Genomic DNA, 22,950 nt, shown 5'->3' on the forward strand with positions numbered 1-22,950 from the left:
CCGTGGAGCATGCCAATATGATAAGGCGCGCCGGTCATTTTCCGGTAACGGGCTGCCTGATTGACCATTACGCTTCTTTCTTGATAGCTGCATCCGTATATGCTTGCCGCTGTCTCTTATACACATCTGATGCGGCCCGCCGGCGCTCGGCCCGGCCGCCGGTGGGCGGGGCCGCCTCGGCGGCGGCCGGGCCCTCCCCGGCGGGCAGCCGGAGCTGCACGGTCTGGTCGGGCAGCCAGGGGTACTCGGGCGCGTCGGCGGCCTGCTCGGCCTGCTCGTAGACGCCCCAGCCGTCCTCCGCGCCCGCCTGCCCGGGCGGGGCGGGCTGGACCGGCTGGGACTGGTGGGCGCCCTGGTACTGGCCGCCGTACTGCCCGTAGCCGTACTGGCCGTCGACCTGCCGGCCTCCGCCGTACTCGGCCTGGCCGTACTGGTCCGCGGGCTGCCGCCCGTCCCCGTACGGTCCCGCCTCCGGCTGGTAACGCCCCTCGGGACGCAGTGCGGTCACGCCGCTCAGCCCCGGCCGATCACCGGGGCGAGCCCGGCCGACCGGTCCACGGCCTGCGGGTGGCCGCACTCCGCCAGCCAGTTCGCGAGCATCCGGTGCCCGCCCTCGGTGAGCACCGACTCGGGGTGGAACTGCACGCCCTCGACCAGCAGTTCGCGGTGCCGCAGGCCCATGATCACGCCGCTCTCGGTGCGGGCGGTGACCACCAGGTCCTCCGGCACCGTCGCCGGGTCGACCGCCAGCGAGTGGTACCGGGTGGCGGTGAGCGGCGAGGGCAGGCCCTCGAACACCCCGCCGTCCTCGTGCTCGACCAGTGAGGTCTTGCCGTGCAGCAGCTCCGGCGCCCGGCCGACCACTGCGCCGTACGCGACGGCGATCGACTGCAGGCCCAGGCAGACGCCGAAGACCGGCAGTCCGATCCGCGCACAGTGGTGGACCATCTCGATGCAGACCCCGGCCTCCTCCGGCGCGCCGGGGCCGGGGGAGAGCAGCACCCCGTCGAAGCCCTCGTCGCCGCTGCCGCGGCGGACGGCGTGCTCGACGGTCACCTCGTCGTTGCGCACCACCTCGCAGGTGGCGCCGAGCTGGTACAGGTACTGGACCAGGTTGAAGACGAAGCTGTCGTAGTTGTCGACGACCAGGATCCGGGGCTGGGTCCGCTGGGTGGTCATTCGCGCGCTATCTCCGTGGCTCGCGGGGACTGGAGGGGAAGAGCGGGGCCGGCCGGCTCAGCCGGCCGCGGCACCGTCACCGCCGTCCACTGTGACGTCACCGAAGGGGAGTAGCGGTTCCGCCCACGGAAAGACGTAAGTGAACAGGAGGTAGACCACCCCGAGGATGAGGAGCAGCGAGATGACGGCCTTGACCAGGGTGTTCCCCGGGAGGTGACGCCAGATCCAGCCGTACATGGTGCTCCCTCGACGTAGCAGACTGGGGTCAAGAGTAGACCCGCATTCCACGGCGTCCAGGCAGGTCCGCTACTGCTGGCCGCCCGCCGAACGGAGGTCGGTGGTGCCCGAGTAGCCGGGCAGGGCGAGGTCGCCGCTCTCCTGGACCTTCCAGCCGAGTCCGTACGCCTGGACGTAGCGCAAGTAGTTGCGGATCGTCGGGTCCCCGTCCACGGCCGCGCGCAGGTCGTCGGTCTTCCCCACGGCCTTGACGACGTAGGGCGGCGAGTAGACCCGGCCCTGGAGCAGCAGGGTGTTGCCGACGCAGCGGACGGCACTGGTGGAGATCAGCCGCTGGTCCATGACCTGCACGCCCTCGGCGCCGCCCCGCCACAGCGCGTTGACCACGGCCTGGATGTCCTGCTGGTGGATGACCAGGTCGTTGACGCCCGGCTCGGGGACGCCGGGGATGCGGGCGGTGGCGTTCGGCGGGGCGTCGTTGAGGGTGACGGTCAGGCCGCCGCCTTGGAGCGGCTCCAGCGCGGCGCCGAGCCGGAGGCCGTCCAGCCGGGCGGTGTCGGCCGGGTTCTGGCTCCGCTGCTCGGTGAGCGCCTGGGCGCGGGCCTGGAGGTCGGCGAGCTGGGCCTGCGCCTGCTGGTTCTGGGCGCTGCGCTGGCGTATCACGTCGCCGAGGCTGAGGAGCGAGTTGTCGGTCCGCAGGTCGGTCCCGCGGGCGGTCTGTGCGCTGATGTAGAAAAGCAGACCGGCGAGCGCGAAGACGGCGCAGGTCAGGGCACGGCCGACAATTCGGATGCCGGATCGACGGGTACGGGTCGGCCGAGGGGGAATCGACAAATTAGGCACCGTACCCTTATCTCCTTAAGACCCGCCGAGCCACTACGCTAACGGACGCCGGTGGCACGTGCGGGAGCCGTCCCCAGCGTTCTCCACGAGTGACGCCGGCCGACCCGCCCCCGCTGCACCCCTGCGCGGTCTCACAGCGCATCGACAGGAGAGCTCCTCGTGCCGAAGTCTCGACTCCGCAAGAAGTCCGACTACACCCCGCCGACGACGGCCGTGGTGAAGATCAGTTCGGGCCGCAGTTGGGTCGCGCCCCTGATGCTGGCACTGTTCCTGATCGGGCTGGTGTGGATCGTCACCTACTACGTGACGAGCGGGAACTACCCGGTCGAGAGCTGGCGGAACTGGAACATCCTGGTCGGCTTCGGCTTCATCGCGGCGGGCTTCGGCGTCTCCACCCAGTGGAAGTGACGGCCGGGGCCCACGCCCTGGCCGGATCACGCCGCCGATCGGCCCTTCCGACCCCCTGACACGGCCCCTCCGCCGTTCCGGACAGCTCGACCCGGGACGGCGTCGAGGCGTGCCCGGAGCCGGGCGACCGGCCAGGCAGCTATCCCCACAATCGCACTGTCGCCTTTATCCACATGGTTATCCACACTGGGGAAAAGTGTCCCCAGCCTGTGGATAACTTGGGCGCCAAGTACTGTCCACAGCTGTGGACAGCACTTCGTGAGAGCGCGAACCGCACAGGCGGACACGCGTAGAACAGCTGTCCACACCCGGCGCACCACACGGGCTGTGCACAACCCCGCACCCGTTGTGGACAACGGCCGCCGGCGTCAGGCGCCGTAGCGGGCCATCCCGATCAGCACCATCGCCAGGACGACGGCCAGCGCGCCCGCCATCGTCAGCGCCTGGACCGGCCCGCGGCGCTCGCGCGGGGCGAACATCAGGCCAACCGCGGTCAGCGCCCCCACCACCAGGCCGCCCACGTGCGCGCGCCAGTCGATCCCGGGGACCGAGAAGGTGACGATCAGGTTGAAGACCAGCAGCGCCATGACCGGACCGATCGGGCTGCGGGTCCTGATCTGCAGCACGAGCGTCGCCCCGAAGAGGCCGAAGACGGCCCCGGAGGCGCCCAGCGAACTCATCAGGTTGCCGGCCACGAGGAACGCGAGGGCGCTGCCGGCCAGGCCCGAGAGCAGGTAGAGGCCGAGGAAGCGCGCCCGGCCGAGCACCGCCTCCAGCACCTGTCCGGTCCACCAGAGCGCCAGCATGTTCAAGCCGACGTGCCACACCTGGACGTGCAGGAAGGTCGCCGTCAGCAGCCGGTACCACTGGCTCGGGCCGTCGGCCACGCCCCCGGGACCGCCCTGGATCGCCCGGCCGGCGCTGTACAGCATCCAGTCCTGGGCGAGCCACGGCGAGAAGACGTAGGCGGCGAGCACGAAGACCGCGAGGTTGATCCCGATCAGGACCTTGGTGACGAGCGCGCCGTCGGCCGTCAGCGTCCCGCCGAAGCGGGTGGTCGGCCGCCGCGTCTCGGAGTGCGCGCCGCTGACGCACTCGGGGCACTGGAAGCCCACCGAGGCGGGCACCATGCACGACGGGCAGACCGGGCGCCCGCAGCGGGTGCACGAGATGCCGGTGGGCGTCTGCGGATGGCGGTAGCACCCGGGCGGAACGGCCTCGGGAGTGGACGCCTGGACCCCATCGGCCGACGGCCTCGGCTCGTCCGGGAGCATCAGCGGTTTCCCCTTCCCGTACAGGACCACCGGAGCCGCCAGCCTACTGCGGCCGCCCCGGCGGCGGACGTCGTCCCCACTCTCGATCCTGCCCCGCCGGTCCCCCTCCCCAAGCACCCGCGACACCCGCAGACGGCCCACCCCGGGGTGCCGTCGGACAAATCAGGATGCATGATCAGCATTCAGGTGGATATGTGCATATAGGACGCCACCCAGGAGGAGAGAACCCGTGACCCGTTTGGACTCAGCTCGTGAGACGGCCGCCAGGACCCGGGACACCGCCGCGCACCTCGCGGACGGCGCCAAGCAGCGCCTGGGCCCCGCCCTCGACGCGCTCGGGCCGAAGGCCTCCCAGGCCGCCCAGAGCCTCCGCGTCCAGTACGACCGGCACCTCGCCCCCCAGTTCGGCCACGCCTTCGCCAACCTCCCGCCGGACGCCCAGGAGAACGCCCTGAAGGCCTTCCACCGGGCCCAGGAGGCCGCACTGGCCGCCCGCCTCTCCGCCGCCCGCGCCGCGGACCAGGCGCGCTCCACGGTCGCCCCCAGGGTCGTCCAGGCGGTCGGGGACGCCCGCGCCGCGGTCGTCCCGGTCGCGCAGGAGGCCCAGGCCCGGGGCGCCGCCGCGCTCACCGCCCTCCAGGGCCACGTCAGCTCCGCCGAGATCAGCGACCTCGCCGCCCGCAACGCCAGGAAGGAACAGCACAACGGCTGGGCCGCCGGCCTCGCCGTGGCCGGCGCGGTGGCGATCGGCGGCGGGGTCCTCGCCTGGCAGTGGTGGCGCCGGCACAGCAACCCGGAGTGGCTGGTCGAGCCCCCGGCGCCGCAGGCCGCGCAGCCGGCCGGCGCCCACGCGACCGGCTCCTCCGCCGCACCGGTCAACGGCACGGGCCCCGAGGGGGCGGCCGACGAGCCCGCTCCCCCGGCCGACGACCGCCCCAAGCCGCACGACCCGCGCAAGCCGCACTGACGCCGGAACGCCGATCGGCCGTTGACCCGGACTCAGGTCAACGGCCGATCGGCTGGTACTGCGAACTGTGGAGCATAGGAGACTCGAACTCCTGACATCTGCCTTGCAAAGGCAGCGCTCTACCAACTGAGCTAATGCCCCTCTACGGCACCGCCGGTGCCGACGGGCACTAGCGTACCGGGTTCCGGCGGCCTACCGGTGCCGTCCCCCTGAGGGAATCGGGCCGCCCCGGGCCGGGGCCGGGGGGGGGGCCCCCCGGGGGGGGGCGCGCCCCCCCCCCCAAAAGCGATTGGCAGGAAGCCCCCCGCGGGGGGGCCGCGGCGCTCGTGGTCCGCGGCTGGGCGCCGGCCGCGGGGGCGCCCCCCGTTGGGGCTGCCCCCCGGGCGGGCCGCCCCCGCGCCCCCCCGACCCGAGGAGGCGCGCGGAGCGCCCCCGAAGATCGTCGATCGTCAGATCGCCCGGAGGTCAGCGACCGGCCGGAACCGGGTCGGTGGCCTCGGTCCACAGGTCCTGCTCGGCGCGGTCCGCCTGGACCTGACGGTAGACAAAGAAGCCGCCGAGGGCGACCAGGGCGACCAGGAGAAGCTTCTTCACCGCGGGACCTCGTCCTTCTTGCATAAGTGGACTCAAGAGCCGAGTTCCGGCCGGAGTGACCGGGCCGACGAGTCCAGTTCTTTTCGAACGCCTACGGGGCCGCCGGGTGCCAGACTGCCCTTGCGGCCGATGATACACACCGGTGTCCCAATCGTGACCAGCCACCGCTGCCGCCAACCCCGCGCCCGGACCGCGGGATTGACGCCGGGAAACGCCGAAGGGCCCGGAGTGATCCACTCCGGGCCCTTCGGGGAGGTGGGCCTAACAGGACTTGAACCTGTGGCCTCTTCCTTATCAGGGAAGCGCTCTAACCGTCTGAGCTATAGGCCCTCGCCACACGCAGAGGTTACCGGAACCTGGCCGTGGAACGAAAACCGGGAAACGCCGAAGGGCCCGGAGTGATCCACTCCGGGCCCTTCGCGGTGGTGGGCCTAACAGGACTTGAACCTGTGGCCTCTTCCTTATCAGGGAAGCGCTCTAACCGTCTGAGCTATAGGCCCTTGCCGCACTGAAAGATTAGCGGACCGACCGCCGATCCCCCAAATCCGTTCCGGCGGGGGTCGCGGCAGGGACCCCGGCGCCGAGCCGCGGCGCCCCGGCGGAGCGCCGCAGCAGCCACTCCTCCCGGGTCGCCGGCAGGCCGGCCGCGCCCTCCTCGGTGCTGCGGACGGCGAGGACCTGGTTGATCCCGATCCGGTTCTGCTCGAAGGCCAGCGCGGAGGCCGCCATGTACAGCCGCCACACCCTGGCCCGGCCGCGGCCGACCAGCCGGACCGCCTCCGTCCAGTGCGCCTCCAGGTTGGCCACCCATTCGCGCAGCGTCAGCGCGTAGTGCTCGCGCAGCGACTCGACGTCGCGGACCTCGAAGCCGGCCTCCTCCAGCCGGGCCACGGTGGAACCGACCGGCGAGAGCTCGCCGTCCGGGAAGACGTAGCGGTCGATGAACGGGCTGGTGCGGTGCTCCTCGCCGGGGTGGTCGGGGCGGCGCGCGATCTGGTGGTTGAGCAGCCGGCCACCGGGCACCAGCAGCCGGTAAAGGCCCTCGGCGTACACCCGGTACTGCTCCTCGCCGACGTGCTCGGCCATGCCGACGCTGGAGATCGCGTCGAAGGGGCCGTCGGCGGTCTCCCGGTAGTCCTGGAGCCGGACCTCCACCCGGTCGGCCAGCCCGGCCTCCTCGACCCGCCGGCGGGCCAGCGCGACCTGCTCCGCCGAGATGGAGACGCCGACCGCCGTGACGCCGTAGTGCCGGACCGCGTGCAGCAGCAGCGAGCCCCAGCCGCAGCCGACGTCCAGCAGGCGCATCCCCGGCCGCAGGCCGAGCTTGCGGCAGATCAGGTCGAGCTTGGCCGCCTGGGCGTCCTCCAGGCTCTTCGAGTCCGGCGTCCAGTAGGCGCACGAGTAGACCATCGAGGAGCCCAGGACGAGCCCGTAGAAGTCGTTGCCGACGTCGTAGTGGTGGCTGATGGCGGCGCGGTCCCGGCCGCGGCTGTGCAGCCGCCCCCGGGCCGTCCGGGCCTCCTCGGGGGGCGGCGTGGGCCGGGGGCCGACCGCGCCGGCCCGCAGGACGGCGGCGAGCGCCCGGCGGCCCTCCGGGCCGACCACGTCGGCCGGGCCGAACTCCAGGGTGCGGATCCGCGGCAGCTCGGAGAACCGGCCGACGGCGTCGAGCACCTCGTAGAGGTCGCCGCCGGGGGCGACGTCGAGGTCCCCCGAGACGTAGGCGCGGGCCAGGCCGAGCTCGCCCGGGGCCCAGAGCAGGCGGCGCAGCGCGCGGCGGTTGCGCAGGACGATGGTGGGGGCGCCGGGCGGGCCGGCGACGCTGCCGTCCCAGGCCTGGACCCGCAGCGGGACCTGCACCCCCAGCAGCCCTTCCAGGGCCTCGACCAGTTGACCTGCGAGCTGTGCCATCGAGCGCGCCTCCGTCCAGTCGTCCTGCACGACCCGGTCGGGCGGACCGGGGGCGGCCTGCGGCACTCCCTGACGCGGAACGGGCGGCATCCAGCAAATCCCACCGCGGCCGGCCCGAATCCGGGCGGCACGCCGTGGGCGGCCGGCTGTCACCCGAAATGCCGACGGGCCCCGGAGGCTGAAACAGCCTCCGGGGCCCGTCCATTCCGTCCGGGGACGGAGTTCTGACCGTGGATCAGGATCCGCCCGGGTCAGTCCTCCTCGGCGAGGGTCAGCTCGACGCCGCCGGTGAAGCCGGCCGCGGCGTTGTAGATGAACGCGGAGAGCGTGGACAGCGCGGTCAGCAGCACGACGTCCACCACGGCGATCAGCGAGGTGAAGGTCATCACCTTGCCGAAGCCGATGTAGTCCATGATGTTGATGCCGCCGTTGCTGTCCGACCCCGTGACGTCCTTCAGGGTCTTGGACAGCGAGTCGAAGACGCCGAGCGAGTCCAGCGTCATCCACAGCACGGCCGCGGCCACGATGATGATGATCCCGACCGCCAGCGACAGCAGGAAACTGACCTTCATCACGGACCACGGGTCGACCTTGGTCACCCGCAGACGGGCCTTGCGCGTGCGGCCCAGGCCCGGGCCGGCGGCCGGGGCTCCGGTGCCGGGTCGGCGCGCGGCCCCGGGGACGGGCGTGCCGCCGGGCGGGGTGTTCCCCGTCCGGGTGCCCCGGGCCGGGGTCGGCTGCCCCTTGGCGTAGGTGGTCGGCTGGGAGAACCCGCCGGCCCCGCCCTGGGCGCCCGGGGCCGGCGTCTGACCGCCGTACGTGGCACCGCTCTGGCCCGCCGCGCCGACCGGTGGCATCAGCGAGGTGGACGCGGCCGGGTGTTCGGCCGGCGGCTGCGGCACGCCGTACCCACCCCCGCCCTGCGCGCCCGGACGGCCGCCGGAGGCTCCTCCCGCAGCACCCGTGGCTCCACTCACCTGGTCCTCCCGCACTTCCCGCCAGGGCGGGGGAACCGCCCTGTTCGTCACTCGACATCCAGCGCCCGGCGGGATTGCCCGGAACTGGTCGGCGGCCGGTGCCGCCGCATCCCCTCACTGAGGACGCGACGGCACCGGCCAACGGTTCGGTCAGACGCCGGCTTCGCCGCCGGCGGCCGTCTCCGTACCCTCGGCCATCTCGGTGGACTCGGTGCCCTCGACCTCGTCCTCCGACGTCTCCTCGTCCTCGGCCTCCGCGTTGCGGGCCATGCCCACGACCGCGTCGCGCTTTCCGAGGTTGATCAGTTGGACGCCCATGGTGTCACGTCCGGTTTCACGAACCTCGGAAACCCTCGTGCGGATCACCCCACCCGACAGGGTGATCGCCATGATCTCGTCGGTGTCGTCGACCACCAGCGCGCCGACCAGCGAACCCCGGCCCTCGACGATCTTCGCCGCCTTGGTGCCGTAGCCGCCGCGTCCCTGAACACGGTACTCGTCCACCGCCGTGCGCTTGGCGTACCCGCCGTCGGTGGCGGTGAAGACGAACGTGCCCGGGCGGACGACGTTCATCGAGAGCAGCTCGTCGTCCTCGCGGAAGGCCATGCCCTTGACGCCCGAGGTGGCGCGGCCGGTGGGCCGCAGGGCGTCGTCGGTCGCGGTGAAGCGGATCGACTGGGCCTTCTTGGAGACCAGCAGCAGGTCGTCCTCGGAGGAGACCAGCTCGGCGCCGATCAGCTCGTCGTCCCGGCCCGCCTCGTCCTGGCGCAGGTTGATCGCGATCAGGCCGCCGGAGCGCGGGGAGTCGTAGTCCTTCAGCGCGGACTTCTTGACCAGGCCGGCCCGGGTGGCGAGCACCAGGTACGGCTTGTCCTCGTAGGTGCGGACGGCCATCACCTGGGTGATGTGCTCCTCCGGCTGGAAGGCCAGCAGGTTGGCCACGTGCTGGCCGCGGGCGTCGCGCCCGGCGTCCGGCAGCTCGTAGCCCTTGGCGCGGTAGACCCGGCCCTTGTTGGTGAAGAACAGGATCCAGTTGTGGGTCGTCGTCACGAAGAAGTGGTCGACGATGTCGTCCTGCTTGAGCTGGGCACCGCGCACGCCCTTGCCGCCGCGCTTCTGCGAGCGGTAGAGGTCGGAGCGGGTCCGCTTCACGTAGCCGCCACGGGTGATCGTGACGACGATGTCCTCCTCGGCGATGAGGTCCTCGATGGAGAGGTCGCCGTCGGACGGGATGAGGGTCGAGCGCCGCTCGTCGCCGTACTTCTCGACGATCGCGGTGAGCTCCTCGGAGATGATCTCCCGCTGGCGGGTCGGCGAGGCCAGGATCGCGTTGTACTCGTCGATCTTGCGCTGGAGCTCGTCGTGCTCGTCGGTGATCCGCTGGCGCTCCAGGGCGGCCAGGCGGCGCAGCTGCATCTCCAGGATCGCGTTGGCCTGGAGCTCGTCGATGGACAGCAGCTCCATCAGGCCGGTGCGGGCCGCGTCGGCGCTGGCCGAGGCCCGGATCAGCGCGATGACCTCGTCGATCACGTCGAGCGCGCGGAGCAGCGCGCGCAGGATGTGGGCGCGCTCCTCGGCCTTGCGCAGGCGGAACCTGGTGCGCCGGACGATGACCTCGACCTGGTGGTTGACCCAGTGCCGGATGAAGGCGTCGAGCGACAGCGTGCGCGGCACGCCGTCGACCAGGGCCAGCATGTTGGCGCCGAAGTTGGTCTGCAGCTCGGTGTGCTTGTACAGGTTGTTCAGCACGACCTTGGCGACCGCGTCGCGCTTGAGCACGACCACCAGGCGGGTTCCGGTGCGCGAGGAGGACTCGTCGCGGACGTCGGCGATGCCGGCGACCTTGCCGTCCTTGACCAGGTCGGCGATCTTCAGCGCGAGGTTGTCCGGGTTGACCTGGTAGGGCAGCTCGGTGATCACCAGGCACTGGCGGCCCTGGATCTCCTCGACCTCGACGACGGCCCGCATGGTGACCGAGCCGCGGCCGGTGCGGAAGTAGTCGTCGATCCCGCGGTGGCCGACGATCAGCGCGCCGGTCGGGAAGTCCGGGCCCTTGATCCGCTCGATCAGGGCCTCCAACAGCTCCTCGTTGGAGGCGTCCGGGTGCTCCAGCGCCCAGAGCGCGCCGGAGGCGACCTCGCGGAGGTTGTGCGGCGGGATGTTGGTGGCCATGCCGACCGCGATGCCGGTGGCACCGTTGACCAGCAGGTTGGGGATGCGCGCGGGCAGGACGGTGGGCTCCTGCGAGCGGCCGTCGTAGTTGGCGGCGAAGTCGACGGTCTCCTCGTCGATGTCGCGCATCATCTCCATGGCCAGCGGCATCATCTTGCACTCGGTGTAGCGCATGGCCGCGGCCGGGTCGTTGCCCGGGGAGCCGAAGTTGCCGTTGCCGTCCACCAGCGGCATCCGCAGCGACCACGGCTGGGCCAGGCGGACCACGGTGTCGTAGATGGAGGTGTCGCCGTGGGGGTGGTAGTTGCCCATGACGTCGCCGACGACGCGGGCGCACTTGTAGTAGCCCTTCTCGGGCCGGTACCCGCCGTCGTACATCGCGTAGAGCACGCGGCGGTGCACCGGCTTGAGGCCGTCGCGGACCTCGGGGAGCGCCCGGCTGACGATCACGCTCATGGCGTAGTCGAGGTAGGAGCGCTGCATCTCGGTCTCGAGCTCGACCGGCTCGATCCGCATGGTCGCCTGGGCGGTGGCCTCGGCGGGTACGGGGGTCTCGGGCTGTTCGCCGTCGGGACGGTTGTCGTCGACCACTGGTGGTCAGTTTCCTTTCACGCGGACTGGTACGTGCGGCTGCCGGTCGGGCGGCGTCACACGTCCAGGAAGCGGACGTCCTTGGCGTTTCGCTGGATGAAGGAGCGGCGGGCCTCGACGTCCTCGCCCATCAGCACGGAGAACAGCTCGTCGGCGCGGGCGGCGTCCTCCAGGGTGACCTGGAGCAGCAGCCGGTGCTCGGCGTCCATGGTGGTGACCCGGAGCTCCTCGGCGTTCATCTCGCCGAGACCCTTGAAGCGCTGGATCGCGTCGTCCTTGGGGAGCCGGCGCCCGGCCTCCACGCCGGCCGCGATCAGCGCGTCGCGCTCGCGGTCGGAGTAGGCGTACTCGAAGTCGTCCTTGCCCCACTTGATCTTGTACAGCGGGGGCATGGCCAGGTAGACGTACCCGGACTCGACCAGCGGCCGCATGAAGCGGAACAGCAGGGTCAGCAGCAGGGTGCGGATGTGCTGACCGTCGACGTCGGCGTCGGCCATCAGGACGATCTTGTGGTACCGGAGCTTGGACTCGTCGTAGTCCTCCTGGATGCCGCAGCCGAAGGCCGAGATCAGCGCCTGGACCTCGGTGTTCTGCAGCACCTTGTCGATCCGGGCCTTCTCGACGTTCAGGATCTTGCCGCGGATCGGCAGGATGGCCTGGGTGCGCGGGTCGCGGCCCTGCTTGGCCGAGCCGCCGGCGGAGTCACCCTCGACGATGAAGATCTCGCACTCGGAGGGGTCCTTGGACTGGCAGTCCGACAGCTTGCCCGGCAGCGAGGCGGACTCCAGCAGGCCCTTGCGGCGCGTGAGGTCGCGGGCCTTGCGGGCGGCGACGCGCGCGGTGGCGGCCTGGATGGACTTGCGGATGATGTCCGCGGCCTCGTTGGGGTTGCGGTCCAGCCAGTCGTTCAGGTGCTCGTGGACGACCTTCTGGACGAAGGTCTTGGCCTCGGTGTTGCCGAGCTTGTCCTTGGTCTGGCCCTCGAACTGCGGCTCGCCGAGCTTGACCGAGATGATCGCGGTCAGGCCCTCGCGGATGTCCTCGCCGGAGAGGTTGTCGTCCTTCTCGCGGAGCAGCTTCTTGTCGCGCGCGTAGCGGTTGACCAGGCCGGTCAGCGCCGCGCGGAAGCCCTCCTCGTGGGTGCCGCCGCCGTGGGTGTGGATGGTGTTCGCGAAGCTGTAGACGCCCTCGGTGTAGGAGGTGTTCCACTGCATCGCGATCTCCACCGAGATCGCCTTGTCCTTGTCCTCCGCCTCGTAGTCGATGACCGAGGGGTGGATGACCTCGCCCTTGCGGGAGTTGAGGTGGGCGACGAAGTCGGCGATGCCGCCGTCGTACTTGTACGTGACGGTGAGCGGCTTGCCCTCCTCGTCCACGTGCTCGGGGCGCTCGTCGGTCAGCGAGATCGACAGGCCCTTGTTGAGGAACGCCATCTCCTGGAAGCGCCGGGAGAGCGTCTCGAAGGAGTAGACGGTGGTCTCGAAGATGTCCGGGTCGGCCCAGAAGGTGACGGTCGTACCGGTCTTGTCGGTGGTCTCGCCCTTGACCAGGGGGGCGGTCGGCGCGCCCATCTTGTAGTCCTGGGTCCAGCGGTGGCCGTCCTTGTGGATCTCCACCGACAGCCGGGTGGACAGCGCGTTCACCACGGAGACGCCGACGCCGTGCAGACCGCCGGAGACCGCGTAGCCGCCGCCGCCGAACTTGCCGCCGGCGTGCAGGACGGTGAGCACGACCTCGACGGCCGGCTTGTCCTGGCCCGGGACGATGTCGACCGGGATGCCGCGGCCGTTGTCGACGCAGCGGATCGCGCCGTCGGCCATGATCGTGACATCGATGGTGTCGGCGTACCCGGCCATCGCCTCGTCGACGGAGTTGTCCACGACCTCCTGCACCAGGTGGTGCAGGCCGCGCTCACCGGTGGAGCCGATGTACATGCCGGGGCGCTTGCGGACGGCGTCGAGGCCTTCCAGCACCTGGATGTTGCTACCGGTGTAGGAAGCCTGGTCGGTCTGGTCTGGGGTCTGGCTGGGGTTGCCGGAATCGGCCACGAAGCGCCCTCTCTGGCACAGCGCGGGCCGCATCCCCACCCCGTGTGGGCGGGCGTGCGACCACGGCGTTTCGACTCGGTTGCCACTAGCAACAGTGTTTGGCTCTCAGTCTACCGGTACGACTGACAGAGATGGGCCTTTGGCAGCCCTTGAGGGCAGATATGCCGCCCTGAATCCCCTCTGCACATGTCCCGATACTCGACCGGGGGGCCCAGAGCGCCTGGAAGGGCTGTCAGGGGTTCCGGAAGATCGTGGTCCGGTCGCCCTCCTCCGAGGACGGGCCCGCGCCCGCGATCAGCCCCAGGTGTCGCCCGGTCCCTTGCTGCCCGGGGCGCGCAGCCGGCCGTAGCCGCGGGCCGGTGCGGCCGGGCCGAGCACCTTGATGGTGCGGACCGTGCCGTGGCCCAGCTCGTGGTTCAGACGGGCCACCAACTGCCGGGCCAGCCAGCGCAGTTGGGTGGCCCAGGCGGTCGAGTCGCACTGCACGGTGAGCACCGCGGCCTGGTCGTCGTAGGAGGACGGGTGGCAGTGCGCGGCGATGTCCGGGCCGACGATCTGCGGCCACCGGCCCATCACCCCGCCGACCGCGGCCGAGGACTCCCAGCCCCGCTCGGTCAGCAGCCGGTTCAGCGCCGCGCCCAGCGGCACCGGGTCGCGGCCGTCCGAACGGGCCCCGCTGCGCAGGCCGTGCCGCTTCGCCTCGCGCTTCTGCTGGACCTGCTCGCCGCGCTGACGCGCCTGCGCCCGGGCCGCCCGCAGCGCCGAACGGGCGAGGTCGGCACCGGTCGGCCGGTCGGCGCCGGGCTGCGGGGAGGTCTCCGCGGACTCGCTCACGGCGATCTCCTTTCCCCAGCCTGTGGACAACGGTCGAGCGGTCCAGCGTACGGGAGCGGTGGGACGGTCGGGATCCGCCCACCGGCGGGGGCGACCGGGGGGCTCTACGGAGGAATCGTGAAGGTCAGGCGCGCGGCAGAGCCGTGCCCGCGCGGGAAGCCCGTGGGGGGATCGCCTGAGAAAGATCGCGTGGGGGAGATCGCGTGGAGGATCAGGCGTCGACGCGGCGCACGGCGCCGTCGGCCACCGCGAAGCGGGCGCCGGCCAGCGCCTTCGGCACGTCCTCGGCGACCGCGGCGGTCACCAGGACCTGCTCGCCGTCGGCCACCAGCTCGGCCAGCCGGTCCCGGCGGGCCGCGTCGAGCTCGGCGAAGACGTCGTCCAGGATCAGCACCGGCTCACCGCCGTCGGCGCGCAGCAGCTCGTACGAGGCCAGCCGCAGCGCGAGCGCGAACGACCAGGACTCGCCGTGGCTCGCGTAGCCCTTGGCGGGCAGCGGGCCCAGCTTGAGCCCGAGCTCGTCGCGGTGCGGGCCGACCAGGGTGATCCCGCGTTCGACCTCCTGCCTGCGCACCGCCTGCAGGGCCTGGAGGAGCTGTTCCTCGGCCTGCTCGCGGCTGGCCGGCAAGTCGCCCTCGAAGGAACTGCGGTACTCCAGCGCGGTGTCCCCGCCGCCGGGCGCCAGTTGCCCGTACGCGGCCGTCACCAGCGGCTGCAGGGCCGCCACCAGCTGGATCCGGAAGGCCGTCAACTCGGCTCCGGCTCGGGCGAGGTGACCGTCCCACACCTCCAGGGTGGAGAGGTCGGCGCCCTTGCCGCCACCGGCCCGGCGGGCCATCGCGGCGGTCTTCAGCAGCGCGTTGCGCTGTTTGAGCACCCGTTCGTAGTCCTGCCGCACGCCGGCCAGGCGGGGGGCGCGGGCGGTCAGCAGCTCGTCGAGGAAGCGGCGGCGCTCACCGGGGTCGCCCTTGACCAGGCTGAGGTCCTCGGGGGCGAACAGCACGGTGCGCAGCAGGCCCAGCACGTCGCGCGGGCGGACGTTGTCGGAGCGGTTGATCCTGGCCCGGTTCGCCTTGCCGGGGGTGAGCTCCAGTTCGACCAGGGTGGAGCGGCCGCGGTCCACCACGGAGGTGCGGATCACCGCGCGCTCGGCGCCCAGCCGGATCAGCGGCGCGTCGGTCGCCACCCGGTGGCTGCCCAGGGTGGCGACGTAGCCGATCGCCTCGACCAGGTTGGTCTTGCCCTGGCCGTTGGGACCGACGAAGGCCGTCACGCCCGGGTCGAGGGGCACCTCGACCCGGGCGTACGACCGGAAGTCGGCGAGCGACAGGTGCGCGACGTGCATGGCTGTGGACTGCGCTCGCCTTCTGGTGGGGAGGGGCTACTTGGACTCGACCGCGTGGCCACCGAACTGGTTGCGCAGCGCGGCGATCATCTTCATCTGCGGCGAGTCGTCCTGGCGCGAGGCGAAGCGGGCGAACAGCGAGGCGGTGATCGCCGGCAGCGGCACGGCGTGGTCGATCGCGGCCTCGACGGTCCAACGGCCCTCGCCGGAGTCGGCGGCCCAACCGCGCAGCTTCTCCAGGTGCTCGTCGTCGTCCAGGGCGCGGACGGCCAGGTCCAGCAGCCAGGAGCGGATGACGGTGCCCTCCTGCCAGCTGCGGAAGACCTCGCGCACGTCGGTGACCTCGGGGGCGGCCTCCAGCAGCTCCCAGCCCTCGGCGAAGGCCTGCATCATCGCGTACTCGATGCCGTTGTGGACCATCTTGGCGAAGTGTCCGGCGCCCACGGCGCCCGCGTGCACCGAGCCGAAGTCCCCCTCGGGCTTGAGCGCGTCGAAGACCGGCTGGACCCGCGCGACGTGCTCGGCGTCGCCGCCGTACATCAGGGCGTAGCCGTTCTCCAGGCCCCAGACGCCGCCGGAGACGCCGCAGTCGACGAAGCCGATGCCCTTGGCCGCCAGCGCCTCGGCGTGCTTGATGTCGTCCGTCCAGCGGGAGTTGCCGCCGTCGACCACGACGTCACCGGGGGACAGCAGCTCGGCGAGCTCGTCGACGGTCGCCTGGGTCGCGGCGCCGGCCGGGACCATCACCCAGACCACGCGCGGGCCCTGGAGCTTGGTGACGAGTTCCTGCAGGCTCTCGACGTCGGAGACGTCCGGGTTGCGGTCGTAGCCGATGACGGTGTGGCCGGCGCGGCGGATCCGCTCGCGCATGTTGCCGCCCATCTTGCCGAGACCGATGAGGCCGAGCTCCATGACCAAGTCCTTACCTGTGGTGACGTGCCTGCCGGCGGCGCCGTTGCCGCACACTCCCTGAGCCTACGCGCTGAACGCACAGGGCCTCCCCCGGTCCGGGCCGACCGGGGGAGGCCGTCCACAGGCTGTGGGTATCGCTCGTGCGGGTCAGCCGGAGAGGCGGACCGGCATGCGGAGTCCTGTGGGGGACGACCCCCACACCCCCGGGATCATGCCGGTCACCAGCATCAGCCGGAGAGGCGGACCGGCATGATCAGGTACTGGTACGCCTTGTCCTCCTCGGCGTCCACCGAGGCCTTGCCGCTCAGGAGGGCGGGCTTGGTCGGGGTGGTGAAGCTCAGCTGGGCGTAGGCAGAGTCGATGGCCTTGAGGCCCTCCTCCAGGTAGCCCGGGTTGAAGGCGATCGAGATGTCGTCGCCCTCCAGGTCGGCGTCGACCCGCTCGGTGGCCTGGGCGTCGTCGCCCGAGCCGGCCTCCAGGGTCAGCACGCCCTGCTCGAAGCTGAGCCGGACCGGGGTGTTGCGCTCGGCGACCAGTGAGACGCGCTTGAGCGCCTCCAGGAACGGCTGGGTCTGGATCGCGGCGACGGCGCTGAACTCGGTCGGGAAGAGGCTGCGGAACTTGGGGAACTCGCCCTCCAGCAGCCGCGTGGTGGTGCGGCGGCCGGCGCCCTCGAAACCGATCAGGCCCTCGCCCGCGCCGCCCGAGGACAGCGCGATCGAGACGTTGTCGCCGCTGCCCAGGGACTTGGCGATGTCCTGCAGGGTCTTGGCCGGGACCAGCGCGACGGCGGAGATGTCCGACTGCTCGGGCTTCCACAGCAGCTCGCGCACGGCGAAGCGGTAGCGGTCGGTGGCGGCCAGGGTGATCCGGTCGCCCTCGATCTCGACCCGGACGCCGGTCAGCACCGGGAGGGTGTCGTCACGGCCGGCGGCCACGGCGGCCTGGCTGACCGCGGAGGCGAAGACGTCGCCCGAGACGGTGCCGGTGGCGGTGGGCATCTGGGGCAGTGCCGGGTACTCGTCCACCGGGAGGGTGGGGAGGGTGAACCGGGAGCTGCCGCAGACCACGCTGACCCGCTGGCCGTCGGTGGAGATCTCCACAGGCCTGTTGGGGAGGTTGCGCGAGATGTCGTTCAGCAGGCGACCGGAGACCAGGACGGTGCCGGCCTCCTCGATGTCGGCCTCCAGCTCGACCCGGGCCGAGACCTCGTAGTCGAAGCCGGACAGGGCCAGGCTGCCGTCCTGTGCCGTCAGCAGCAGGCCGGCCAGCACCGGCACCGGCGGCCGTGCCGGGAGGCTGCGGGCAGCCCAGGCCACCGCCTCCGCGAGGACGTCACGCTCCACCCGGAACTTCACCGGTAACCGCCTCCTGGATCGAGCGCTCCCGCTCGCACTCTGGTTCGTCTGATCTTGATCGTCGGTCTGGCTGTCCGCCGAGCTCTGCCACTCCGCTTCCAGTTGCCGAGGACAGTCTGACGTACTCCGCCGACAGACGGGGCAGACGGGCGGAAGCAACCCGAACAGATGTCGGGCGACGGTTGTCCACAGATTTCGGGCCCACCTGCTTTGAAACGCATCGATGGGTCTAACTGTGTAGTGGTAGTAGTAGGGCCTGTGGAAACCGTGGATAACCCCGTTTCCGCAGGTCAGCCCCCGAATTTTGTCCACAGTGGGTGTGGATGGCGGCTGTGGACGGACAGGGCCCGCTGTGGACGGCGGAGCGTTACCCACAGGGCACCGAACGTATCCACAGGTTTTCCCCAGCGCCGTCCCCAGATCCGGGCCCGGTTATCCACGGGGCCCGGTCAACTTTTCGTGACGCCTTTCACACCAGGGCATGAACGGTACCCCAAAGTTGTCGAACTGTGGACGCCGCTGTGGACAACCTGGGGATAACCGCCCCGATCCTGGGGACGAGCGGTGGATAACCCGAACGGCCCACTGGTGGCCCGTCAATTGTCCACACCCTGTGGATAACGGTTGTGCACAAGTCCACAGGCACCTGACCTGCGCGGAAGAGCGTAGCGGCGGCCCGCCTGTGGAGGAATTCTGGATAACTTCGGGCGTCGCACCCTGTGGACGGTGGAGAAAGCCCGTCACCTGTGGACGAGCGCCCCCTGCGCTGCCGGTTTTCGAATCACCGGTCAGATGTTCGACGCCGACTGTGGACTGGCGGAGCATCCGTCGAGGCATCCCTGCCCCGCATTCGGGTGATGCACACCTGTGGATATGCCGAGAGGGCGTCAGGATCGCCCCTGACGCCCTCGGCGGGTCGTGCCGCGGCCGGCCTTCCGCAGAAGTGCCGGCGGCGGCCCCAACGGCCCTGGGAGTACTAGCTCTTGATGCGGTTGGTGAGCTCGGTGACCTGGTTGTAGATCGAGCGCCGCTCCGCCATCAGCGAGCGGATCTTGCGGTCCGCGTGCATCACCGTGGTGTGGTCGCGGCCGCCGAACTGCGCGCCGATCTTCGGCAGCGACAGGTCGGTGAGCTCCCGGCACAGGTACATCGCGATCTGACGCGCGGTCACCAGCACGCGGCTGCGCGAGGATCCGCAGAGGTCGTCCACGCCCAGCCCGAAGTAGGCCGCGGTCTGCTGCATGATGACCTGCGCGGTGATCTCGGGGCCCGCGTCCTCGTCCCCGCCCGGGATCAGGTCCTTGAGGACGATGCCGGCCAGCTCCAGGTCCACCGGCGCCCGGTTGAGGTTGGCGAAGGCGGTGACCCGGATGAGGGCGCCCTCCAACTCCCGGATGTTGCGGGTGATCCGGGACGCGATGAACTCCAACACGTCGGCCGGGGCGTTGAGTTGCTCCTGGATCGCCTTCTTGCGGAGGATCGCGATCCGGGTCTCCAGCTCCGGCGGGGTGACGTCGGTGATCAGACCCCACTCGAAGCGGTTGCGCAGCCGGTCCTCCAGCGTGGTCAGCAGCTTGGGCGGCCGGTCCGACGAGAGGACGATCTGCTTGTTCGCGTTGTGCAGGGTGTTGAAGGTGTGGAAGAACTCCTCCTGCGTGGACTCCTTCTGCGCGAGGAACTGCACGTCGTCCACGAGCAGGATGTCCATGTCCCGGTAGCGCTTGCGGAAGGTGTCCGCCTTGCCGTCCCGGATCGAGTTGATGAACTCGTTGGTGAACTCCTCCGAGGACACGTACCGCACGCGGGTGCCCGGGAAGAGGCTGCGCGAGTAGTGCCCGATGGCGTGCAGCAGGTGGGTCTTGCCCAGTCCGGACTCGCCGTAGATGAAGAGCGGGTTGTACGCCTTGGCCGGGGCCTCGGCGACCGCGACCGCCGCCGCGTGCGCGAAGCGGTTGCTCGCGCCGATGACGAAGGTGTCGAAGAGGTACTTGGGGTTCAGCCGGGCGGCCGGCTCGTCCTTGCGCGAGCCGCCGGCCGGGGGAGCCCCGGGGGGCGCGGGCACGCCGGGCACCGCGGGGCGCTCGAGGGCGCGCTCCGGCGCGGGCTTGTCGGACGGGCGCCCGCCACCGGGGCGTGCGCCGGGCGAGCGGCGGCCGCCGGTGGTGCGGGGCTGCTCGTTCGGGCCGGGGCCGTAGGCGCCGCCGAAGAGGTCGCCCTGGGTGGTCGCGGGCGGGCCGGGCATCGGGCGCTGCACCGCACGGGGCGCGGGCTCGTCCTCGATGTCGTGGTACTGGCTGTCGTGGTCCTGGTAGCCGGACCAGGAGTGGGGCGCCGCCGGACCGCCGTAGGGCGCGGGGCGCTGCTCGTAGCCGCCGGTGTCGTACCGGGGGCGGTCGTAGTCCTGCTCGTACGGCTGCTGGTAGCCCTGGCCGCCGTAGCCGTCGTCCTGGACGGGGCCCGGGTAGGGCTCCACGGGGGCGTGGGGGGCCGGCGCGGGGGTCGTGGGGACGGCGTTGGCATCGACCATCACGGCGATGCGCACCGGGCGGCTGAGTTCACGGCTGAGGGCCTCGGTCAGCTGCGGCAGCAGCCGGCCCTCCAGCACCTGCTTGGCCCGTTCGTTCGGGGTCGCCAGCAGGGCGGTGTCGTGCATCATCCACATCGGCTGGGTGCGCTGCACCCACTGCTTGTCCATCTCGCCGACGTCCGGGTCGTTGACCAGCCGCTCGACGACCCTCGCCCAGACCGGGACGAGGTCGCTGTTGACATCAGCCACTGGTGCACGCTTTCCAAGAACAAACCAGACAAGTCCTGCAACGGTAGTCAGCGAACAGAGCCGGATCAAGTCGTTGTCCACAGGCTGTGGGCAAACCGGACGAGCCGGGCCGTCCGGGACGGCTGGTTTGACCCTCGTGCCCCGTCCCGCGTACCGTAACCAGGTCGAGTTGTCGATGGCCGCTGCCGCATGTCCGCGGGTCCACCCGCTCCATAAGGCGCGCAGCACGGGCGCCGTGGATTGCCTCAAACCCCAGCCGAACTGGGGAAACGGGCCGGATTTCCGAATCAGGGGAGATCACGCGGACGCACGGTGACGGCCAAGCGACTTCCCGTCATCCTACGATTCACCTCAGGAGCCCCCGAGTGAGCAAGCGCACCTTCCAGCCGAACAACCGTCGTCGCGCGAAGACCCACGGCTTCCGGCTGCGTATGCGTACCCGCGCCGGCCGCGCCATCCTGGCCGCCCGCCGTGGCAAGGGCCGCGCCAGTCTGTCCGCCTGATCCACGACAGAGTCTGTTGTGCTGCCCTCCGAGAATCGGCTGCGGCGGCGCCAGGACTTCGCGACCGCGGTGAAACGCGGTCGTCGGGCCGGCCGGCCCCTGTTGGTCGTCCATCTCAGCAGAGACGGTGACCCCAAGGGCCAGGCCGACCGGACCAGCGACTCCCGCCCGCACGTCGCCGAGGGGACTCCTTCGGCGCGTGCGGGTTTCGTCGTGAGCAAGGCCGTTGGCCCGGCGGTCGTTCGCAACCTGGTCAAGCGCCGGTTGCGTCACCTCGTACGTGATCGTCTGTCCAGGCTGCCCGCCGGTAGCCTGATAGTGGTGCGTGCGCTGCCCCAGGCCGCGTCCGCCTCGTACCAGGACCTCGAACGCGACCTGGACGCGGCGCTCAAGCGGTTGCTGAAGGCGGAGCCCGCCACGACGGCGCCGACGGGAGCAGGGCGATGAAGTACCTGCTGATGGGTCTGATCAGGGTCTACCAGTGGACGATCAGCCCACTGCTCGGTCCGGTCTGCCGCTACTACCCCTCCTGTTCGCACTACGGCTTCGAGGCCGTGAAGGTGCACGGGGCGGTCAAGGGCGGCGGGCTGACCGTCTGGCGCATCCTGCGCTGCAATCCGTGGAGCCCCGGCGGGGTCGATCACGTCCCGCCGCGCAAGCACCCGGTGTGGCACCGCCGGTTGCGAGACCGGCTGAGCAGCCGGTCCGCCACCGGGGCGCCGGTGGCCACCAACCCCGCCGGTCCGGCCCCCGAGGGCCCGGCGACCATTGGCCCCGAGCGGCCGATCCTCATGTCCAAGGAGCCTGACCGGTGACCTTCTCCTTCCTGAACCCCTTGTACACAGCGGTGTCCTGGATCATCGTCCAGTTCCACACGCTGTACAGCAACGTCTTCGACCCGGACGGTGGCTGGGCCTGGGGTCTGTCCATCGCCTCGATGGTGGTCGTCATCCGGATCTGCCTGATCCCGCTCTTCGTGAAGCAGATCAAGGCGACCCGGGCCATGCAGGCGATCCAGCCGAAGATGAAGGCCATCCAGGAGCGCTACAAGAACGACCGGCAGCGCCAGTCCGAAGAGATGATGAAGCTGTACAAGGATGCGGGTACCAACCCGTTCTCCAGCTGCCTTCCCATCATCGTCCAGGCGCCGTTCTTCACCGCTCTCTACGGTGTGCTCGCCAACGTGGCCAAGGGCCACGACATCGGCGTCATCCACGGCGACCTGCTGCTGAGCGCCGGCAAGGCGCACATCTTCGGTGCCCCGCTCTCCGCGACCTTCGTCAGCAGCGGTGAGACCAGCGTCAAGATCGTCACCGCGGTGATGATCATCATGATGTCGGCGTCGCAGTTCATCACCCAGCGCCAGCTGATGACCAAGAACGTCGACCTCACGGTGAAGACGCCGTTCATGCAGCAGCAGAAGATGCTGATGTACGTCTTCCCGCTCATGTTCGCCGTCATGGGCATCAACTTCCCGGTCGGTGTCCTGGTCTACTGGCTGACCACCAACGTCTGGTCGATGGGCCAGCAGCTGATCGTCATCCGCAACAACCCGACTCCGGGCAGCAAGGCCTGGGACGAGCGGCAGGTGCGCCTCAAGAAGGCCGGTCGCCTGAACCCGGACGGCTCGGAGATCAAGGGTGCCCTGTGGGGCATGCTGCCCCCGTCGAAGGCGGCCCTCACCGCGGCCGCCGAGGCCTCCGCGACGGTCGAGGAGTCGGTGCAGGCGCGTCGCCAGCAGCCGCGCAAGCAGACCAAGGCCCAGCGCCAGCACACCGGCGGCCAGACCGCGAGCCTGACCAAGGACGCCCCGGCGGAGGAGGAGCCCGCGGACGCCGTTCCGGCCGACGCCGGCAGCGCCACGCCGGCCGCCGCCAAGCCCGGCACCTCCCGACCCGGCGGCGCCAAGCCCGGCACCGCCCGTCAGCAGCCGAAGCGCGGCGGCCAGCGGCCGAAGAAGAAGTCCTGACCGGCTTCGTCCAGAGCTTCGTTCCCGGCCCACCCAACCTGGGCCTCATCTC

The 22,950-nt window shown here is 70.9% G+C and carries 21 protein-coding genes and 3 tRNA genes; 6 read left to right on the top strand and 18 right to left on the bottom strand.

Annotation, left to right across the window (positions count from 1 at the left end):
* Positions 1–67: 67 nt before the first annotated feature.
* The 4 genes from ACFVU9_RS27295 to ACFVU9_RS27310 form a co-directional block, all read right to left on the bottom strand.
* Positions 68–508 carry a hypothetical protein gene (locus ACFVU9_RS27295; RefSeq protein ID WP_387597763.1) on the bottom strand — a complete coding sequence of 147 codons (441 nt, stop codon included), beginning with the start codon at positions 506–508 and terminating at the stop codon, positions 68–70.
* A 5-nt stretch (positions 509–513) separates the two neighbouring features.
* Complete coding sequence (locus tag ACFVU9_RS27300) at positions 514–1,179, bottom strand: aminodeoxychorismate/anthranilate synthase component II (protein WP_380440812.1); 666 nt, start codon at positions 1,177–1,179, stop codon at positions 514–516.
* Between the two features lie 57 nt (positions 1,180–1,236).
* The gene (locus ACFVU9_RS27305; protein ID WP_363647589.1) at positions 1,237–1,416 is read right to left on the bottom strand and encodes a hypothetical protein; all 180 of its coding nucleotides are present in this window, start codon (positions 1,414–1,416) and stop codon (positions 1,237–1,239) included.
* Between the two features lie 69 nt (positions 1,417–1,485).
* On the bottom strand, positions 1,486–2,250 hold the full coding sequence (locus ACFVU9_RS27310; RefSeq protein WP_380440810.1) for a DUF881 domain-containing protein: 765 nt from the start codon (positions 2,248–2,250) through the stop codon (positions 1,486–1,488).
* 168 nt (positions 2,251–2,418) lie between these two features.
* Here ACFVU9_RS27310 and crgA point away from each other — a divergent pair, with 168 nt between their 5' ends.
* The gene (crgA, locus tag ACFVU9_RS27315) at positions 2,419–2,667 is read left to right on the top strand and encodes a cell division protein CrgA (RefSeq protein WP_380440808.1); all 249 of its coding nucleotides are present in this window, start codon (positions 2,419–2,421) and stop codon (positions 2,665–2,667) included.
* Between the two features lie 368 nt (positions 2,668–3,035).
* Here the strand turns inward: crgA and ACFVU9_RS27320 are convergent, their stop codons facing one another.
* Positions 3,036–3,941, bottom strand: coding sequence for a rhomboid family intramembrane serine protease (locus tag ACFVU9_RS27320; RefSeq protein ID WP_387597767.1), 906 nt, complete (start codon positions 3,939–3,941; stop codon positions 3,036–3,038).
* Positions 3,942–4,170: 229 nt separating this feature from the next.
* On the opposite strand from ACFVU9_RS27320, the gene ACFVU9_RS27325 reads away from it, so the two are divergent.
* On the top strand, positions 4,171–4,908 hold the full coding sequence (locus ACFVU9_RS27325) for a DUF5324 family protein (protein ID WP_380440804.1): 738 nt from the start codon (positions 4,171–4,173) through the stop codon (positions 4,906–4,908).
* Positions 4,909–4,976: 68 nt separating this feature from the next.
* On the opposite strand, the gene ACFVU9_RS27330 is transcribed toward ACFVU9_RS27325, so the two are convergent.
* The 13 genes from ACFVU9_RS27330 to dnaA all read right to left on the bottom strand — a co-directional run bounded on the left by ACFVU9_RS27330 (position 4,977) and on the right by dnaA (position 20,426).
* Positions 4,977–5,049 (bottom strand) — tRNA-Ala (locus ACFVU9_RS27330).
* Between the two features lie 324 nt (positions 5,050–5,373).
* Positions 5,374–5,502: a DLW-39 family protein gene (locus tag ACFVU9_RS27335; RefSeq protein WP_014137031.1), complete on the bottom strand. Its 129-nt coding sequence runs from the start codon at positions 5,500–5,502 to the stop codon at positions 5,374–5,376.
* 256 nt (positions 5,503–5,758) lie between these two features.
* A tRNA-Ile gene (locus ACFVU9_RS27340) sits at positions 5,759–5,832 on the bottom strand.
* Positions 5,833–5,925: 93 nt separating this feature from the next.
* A tRNA-Ile gene (locus tag ACFVU9_RS27345) sits at positions 5,926–6,002 on the bottom strand.
* Between the two features lie 16 nt (positions 6,003–6,018).
* Complete coding sequence (locus ACFVU9_RS27350; RefSeq protein WP_387597844.1) at positions 6,019–7,413, bottom strand: class I SAM-dependent methyltransferase; 1,395 nt, start codon at positions 7,411–7,413, stop codon at positions 6,019–6,021.
* Between the two features lie 251 nt (positions 7,414–7,664).
* Positions 7,665–8,315: a DUF3566 domain-containing protein gene (locus ACFVU9_RS27355; protein ID WP_380441753.1), complete on the bottom strand. Its 651-nt coding sequence runs from the start codon at positions 8,313–8,315 to the stop codon at positions 7,665–7,667.
* Positions 8,316–8,540: 225 nt separating this feature from the next.
* Positions 8,541–11,078 (bottom strand): DNA gyrase subunit A, encoded by a 2,538-nt coding sequence (gene gyrA / locus ACFVU9_RS27360; protein ID WP_380441763.1) that lies wholly within the window; start codon positions 11,076–11,078, stop codon positions 8,541–8,543.
* 131 nt (positions 11,079–11,209) lie between these two features.
* Positions 11,210–13,234 (bottom strand): DNA topoisomerase (ATP-hydrolyzing) subunit B, encoded by a 2,025-nt coding sequence (gene gyrB / locus ACFVU9_RS27365; RefSeq protein WP_380441751.1) that lies wholly within the window; start codon positions 13,232–13,234, stop codon positions 11,210–11,212.
* 261 nt (positions 13,235–13,495) lie between these two features.
* Positions 13,496–14,035 (bottom strand): DUF721 domain-containing protein, encoded by a 540-nt coding sequence (locus ACFVU9_RS27370; protein WP_380441749.1) that lies wholly within the window; start codon positions 14,033–14,035, stop codon positions 13,496–13,498.
* Positions 14,036–14,246: 211 nt separating this feature from the next.
* Positions 14,247–15,380: a DNA replication/repair protein RecF gene (gene recF, locus ACFVU9_RS27375; protein WP_387597772.1), complete on the bottom strand. Its 1,134-nt coding sequence runs from the start codon at positions 15,378–15,380 to the stop codon at positions 14,247–14,249.
* 36 nt (positions 15,381–15,416) lie between these two features.
* Positions 15,417–16,292 (bottom strand): phosphogluconate dehydrogenase (NAD(+)-dependent, decarboxylating), encoded by an 876-nt coding sequence (gnd, locus tag ACFVU9_RS27380; RefSeq protein WP_380498764.1) that lies wholly within the window; start codon positions 16,290–16,292, stop codon positions 15,417–15,419.
* Between the two features lie 227 nt (positions 16,293–16,519).
* On the bottom strand, positions 16,520–17,650 hold the full coding sequence (dnaN, locus tag ACFVU9_RS27385) for a DNA polymerase III subunit beta (protein ID WP_359964163.1): 1,131 nt from the start codon (positions 17,648–17,650) through the stop codon (positions 16,520–16,522).
* Between the two features lie 976 nt (positions 17,651–18,626).
* On the bottom strand, positions 18,627–20,426 hold the full coding sequence (gene dnaA / locus ACFVU9_RS27390) for a chromosomal replication initiator protein DnaA (RefSeq protein ID WP_380441743.1): 1,800 nt from the start codon (positions 20,424–20,426) through the stop codon (positions 18,627–18,629).
* A gap of 365 nt (positions 20,427–20,791) precedes the next feature.
* On the opposite strand from dnaA, the gene rpmH reads away from it, so the two are divergent.
* From rpmH to yidC, 4 genes are read left to right on the top strand one after another with little or no spacing between them, the layout of a single operon-like run.
* Positions 20,792–20,929, top strand: a complete 138-nt coding sequence (rpmH, locus tag ACFVU9_RS27395; protein WP_030059672.1) for a 50S ribosomal protein L34 — start codon at positions 20,792–20,794, stop codon at positions 20,927–20,929.
* A gap of 18 nt (positions 20,930–20,947) precedes the next feature.
* Complete coding sequence (gene rnpA / locus ACFVU9_RS27400; protein WP_359964159.1) at positions 20,948–21,376, top strand: ribonuclease P protein component; 429 nt, start codon at positions 20,948–20,950, stop codon at positions 21,374–21,376.
* Complete coding sequence (gene yidD, locus ACFVU9_RS27405; protein ID WP_380441739.1) at positions 21,373–21,744, top strand: membrane protein insertion efficiency factor YidD; 372 nt, start codon at positions 21,373–21,375, stop codon at positions 21,742–21,744. Before rnpA ends, yidD begins: the two co-directional genes overlap by 4 nt.
* Complete coding sequence (yidC, locus tag ACFVU9_RS27410; RefSeq protein ID WP_380441737.1) at positions 21,741–22,898, top strand: membrane protein insertase YidC; 1,158 nt, start codon at positions 21,741–21,743, stop codon at positions 22,896–22,898. Before yidD ends, yidC begins: the two co-directional genes overlap by 4 nt.
* Positions 22,899–22,950: the final 52 nt, after the last annotated feature.

It is taken from the genome of Kitasatospora sp. NPDC057936 (genome assembly GCF_042887525.1).
Taxonomy (GTDB): Bacteria; Actinomycetota; Actinomycetes; order Streptomycetales; family Streptomycetaceae; genus Kitasatospora.